At 28.9% G+C, this 3,525-nt stretch carries 5 protein-coding genes and 1 tRNA gene; 1 reads left to right on the top strand and 5 read right to left on the bottom strand.

The genetic code is table 11. The annotated features are described in order from the left end of the window. Positions 1–202 precede the first annotated feature (202 nt). The 3 genes from KJ971_07415 to KJ971_07405 all read right to left on the bottom strand — a co-directional run bounded on the left by KJ971_07415 (position 203) and on the right by KJ971_07405 (position 1,688). Positions 203–703 carry a hypothetical protein gene (locus tag KJ971_07415; protein ID MBU1145658.1) on the bottom strand — a complete coding sequence of 167 codons (501 nt, stop codon included), beginning with the start codon at positions 701–703 and terminating at the stop codon, positions 203–205. Between the two features lie 95 nt (positions 704–798). Further along, positions 799–1,209: a hypothetical protein gene (locus tag KJ971_07410; protein MBU1145657.1), complete on the bottom strand. Its 411-nt coding sequence runs from the start codon at positions 1,207–1,209 to the stop codon at positions 799–801. Between the two features lie 29 nt (positions 1,210–1,238). After that, a complete protein-coding gene (locus tag KJ971_07405; protein MBU1145656.1) occupies positions 1,239–1,688 on the bottom strand; it encodes a helix-turn-helix domain-containing protein in 450 nt (149 codons plus the stop codon). Positions 1,689–1,941: 253 nt separating this feature from the next. Here KJ971_07405 and KJ971_07400 point away from each other — a divergent pair, with 253 nt between their 5' ends. Further along, the gene (locus KJ971_07400; GenBank protein MBU1145655.1) at positions 1,942–2,790 is read left to right on the top strand and encodes a site-specific integrase; all 849 of its coding nucleotides are present in this window, start codon (positions 1,942–1,944) and stop codon (positions 2,788–2,790) included. Positions 2,791–2,793: 3 nt separating this feature from the next. On the opposite strand, the gene KJ971_07395 is transcribed toward KJ971_07400, so the two are convergent. Together KJ971_07395 and KJ971_07390 are read right to left on the bottom strand one after the other, a co-directional pair. Further along, positions 2,794–3,276 (bottom strand): hypothetical protein, encoded by a 483-nt coding sequence (locus tag KJ971_07395; GenBank protein ID MBU1145654.1) that lies wholly within the window; start codon positions 3,274–3,276, stop codon positions 2,794–2,796. A 149-nt stretch (positions 3,277–3,425) separates the two neighbouring features. After that, a tRNA-Phe gene (locus KJ971_07390) sits at positions 3,426–3,501 on the bottom strand. Between the last annotated feature and the right edge of the window lie 24 nt (positions 3,502–3,525).

Here is a 3,525-nt window from a genome sequence, read left to right as displayed (position 1 = left end):
ACCATTTTTGATTAAATAAAAAAATAGATATTTCTACACGTTTAATAGTTAACTAAAATAAAAAAAGCCACTTAATGGCTTTACTATCAGTTAGTGGTGGCTCCAGGGAGAATTGAACTCCCGACACAAGGATTTTCAGTCGTTTCATGCAATATATGAAGTCAAATATGACTTCTTTTTTTGTACCGTGAGACTCTGATTATCATTCTAATTTATCTATATTCTTTATTTTATGCACAAAATTTGATGTAATGAAATCAAAAAACTCTGAACCTTTCATTTTCACTAGTGCATAATTCAAATCATAAGTATCTATTTTTATTAATTTTGTAGTTGCCTTCAAGAAAACAGCTGAGAACACAACTTGCCTTTTATTGAATTTGGTTTCTCGCATATAAATCTTAATATGAATAACAACATTGATATCATTAGATAAGTCAATATTATGTTTTTTGCCAAAGTATCCTCTATATGACAGAATCTGTTTATTTATGTCAATTGCTAGATATTTCCAAAAAATAGTGAAGAACACAAATAAGAATATAATAGTCGAGATACAAAAAATTATTATGGTGTCAGATATTTGTGGTTTCAAAAGTAAGAAAAAAACATTAAACAAAATTAATATTGCTAGAGATATTATTCTCATTACCTTAAAATTAATCGCAATATAATTTAGATCACTATTTCCATATATTTCCATTAATTTCCCCCATAATCAAAAATTATTAACTTAATTATATCATATGTAAAGAATAAAAACCTACTATAGATGGCTTGAGTAAAACCTCTAGTTAACTAAAAATACTTGCCTAGTCCTATTAGTATTGATAAAATCGCAATTGCTCCATTTATAATGGCAATTATATCCCAAATATCAAATTTAAAGTTCTTAGTACTTCTTTTGATAGAAGTGGCTTTAATCAATAACAAAATAGCATCAATAAGAAACAATGCTAGAAATACTCCCAATTCAAAATTAATGAATTTATTAAATATTATCCATAGTATGCCACTCAAGAAAAAGAATATAAGAACAGAAAATATGGCAAAGTAGGCTATACATATCTTTTTATTTTTTTCCGTGATATCTCTTTCTTCATTATTATGAATAAGCAGTGCTCCAACCTTTTCGAGAAGACGAGTTTCTTTTTTACTCGATTTTTCTTCCCTTATTACTTCTTTTTTTTGTTTACCTTTATTTCCCATTTCCCCTCCAACCAATCTTAAATATCATTTTACTTATAAATAGTTTTAAAGATGTCACCAAGTTTAAGTTTCTTTATTAATTCATCAAAGTCATCATGTTTAATAATTTCAAGAAGTTTAGTTTTTTCAGTTTCAATGCGTTCGTATGTGTTTTTAAATATGTTAAATGCACTCTTTATTTCAGAATCCGATAGTTTATCTTTGTTACTTATAATATCCTCTGCCATTTTATTATATTGTTCATAGTAATTATATAGATATTGTTGTTCTAAATAGTCTGGATTATTAGCAGTTCCTAGTGCGCTAAATGGTATATCTAAAATTTTACTCAATTCCATCCATAAATCAATTGTTATTTTCCTTTCGCCTCTTTCATATTTTGAATAGCCAGAATGTGTCATATTAAGTGATTCTGCAACTTGCTTTTGTGTTAATCCTCTATATACACGATAATTTTTTAATAATTCATACTCTTTCATGTGCTCACCTCACAATCATATTATAACACAATTGTACATATTGGACATATTTTTCTTGACATTGTACAAAATGGACAGTATAATAGAATTGTACACATTGTACAGTAAGCTATTGGGTGGTGTGGTTGGGTCAGCGTAGGACAACCCACCTCCAAACACAGTGGTAAAAGGTATAGTATTACCCTTATACCACTGTGTAACATTGTAACCTTTAATTTTTGCAAATATTTAACAATTGTATTGGAGTGATAATATGACAGTATCTAAAGCTGTAATTGAATATATGGATTATATCAGTGTCACCAAGGCAAAAGGCACTCACGCTTTCTATAAGCAGTATTTAAGCGTTATTAGTGATATCCTGGGGGATTATGATTGTGATGAAATAACAAATACTATCATAGTATCTTTTATTAAGTCGCAAAAAGAAAGAAATCCGGAAATTGCAAATTCAACTTTAAATAAATTTGTTGGTGCTATTAAATCTTTAATATCTTATACATGTAATAAATCCCTCAAATTCTCAAAGCTTAAAGAACAGAAAAAAATAATACCTACTATTTCAGCAAGTACAATTAATAAAATATTTAACTATTATCAGAAAAATATGGGTGATAAGAATGTCTTTAGAAATTATGTGTTCTTGAAACTTCTTCTTGATACAGGTCTTCGCATGAATGAAATAATCAATATCAAACTTAAAAATATAGACTTTGGCACAAATTCAATTCATGTTCAAATCACAAAAACAGATGTTGATCGTTATGTGTGCTTTACTGAATCAACAAGTCAATTATTAAGGAAGTTTATTGTTGTGCATAATATTGATGATTACATCTTCTTTGATTTTGATACAAAAAATATCATGACAACATCTTCTGTTGAAAGCTTTATATATCGCTTAAAAATAAAGCTAAATATCACAGAAAATATTACACCTCATAAATGGAGACATACATTTGCAACCACATTCATTAAAAATAGTGGTGACTTGGAAACACTCCGTTTGCTATTAGGTCATAGCAATTTAAAGACAACTCAAAAATATCTACATTTGAGTAGAAATGATATTGTTGATAATTATCAAAAAATCATGAATTAATTATCATTTCAAATCTCGTATTGCATCATAAATTCTTTTGATTTCTTCAGTTATTGTTCCGCACGCGATGAATAAAAAACCAAATAGCAATGTAATAATTGCTGCCAATTTAAGCGTTTCTTGCTGATATGGTGCCACAGTAGAAATTGTAATTGCAATGATTATACCAACAACTATGACAACAAGTCCTAGTATAGATGTTCCTGATGCTCTAGTTTTGTGTTCTTTTATTTCACCATGAAGCTTTTTAATATACATATATTCTTCATGTGATATATCAAGAGGAATTTTCTTCCAATACTTTCCATCTTCTTCATCTAGAAAACTATCTTTCTCCTCTTGAGTTGATTCAATTAGTTTATACAGACCTTTTGTTATCAAAAAATCATTTTTCTCAACTAAATAGATAGAATGTTTACCTTGTGAAATTTGTTCTTTATATCTATCGTAAATTTCCTTGTCAGTTCCTTTTTTTCTAAAATCCATAAAATCACCCCATATCGTTATTTTGACTTAATTATAGCACATCTAATTATTAGAAATACTTTGCAATTACACAACCCTCTCACGACACAAGGACATCCAAGCACTTCATAAAATAAAAAAAGCCACTTAATGGCTTTACTATCAGTTAGTGGTGGCTCCAGGGAGAATTGAACTCCCGACACAAGGATTTTCAGTCCTTTGCTCTACCGACTGAGCTACAGAGCCAAAATTGGCGGTCCGGACGGGATT

This window comes from Bacillota bacterium (assembly GCA_018818595.1).
Taxonomy (GTDB): domain Bacteria; phylum Bacillota_I; class Bacilli_A; order Izemoplasmatales; family Hujiaoplasmataceae; genus JAHIRM01.
This window is presented reverse-complemented; position numbering and strand designations above follow the sequence as displayed.

Excerpts from the sequence above, each read along its gene's own strand:
- KJ971_07415 (MBU1145658.1), bottom strand. The coding sequence starts at position 703 with ATGGAAATATATGGAAATAGTGATCTAAATTATATTGCGATTAATTTT.
- KJ971_07410 (MBU1145657.1), bottom strand. The coding sequence starts at position 1,209 with ATGGGAAATAAAGGTAAACAAAAAAAAGAAGTAATAAGGGAAGAAAAA.
- KJ971_07405 (MBU1145656.1), bottom strand. The coding sequence starts at position 1,688 with ATGAAAGAGTATGAATTATTAAAAAATTATCGTGTATATAGAGGATTA.
- KJ971_07400 (MBU1145655.1), top strand. The coding sequence starts at position 1,942 with ATGACAGTATCTAAAGCTGTAATTGAATATATGGATTATATCAGTGTC.
- KJ971_07395 (MBU1145654.1), bottom strand. The coding sequence starts at position 3,276 with ATGGATTTTAGAAAAAAAGGAACTGACAAGGAAATTTACGATAGATAT.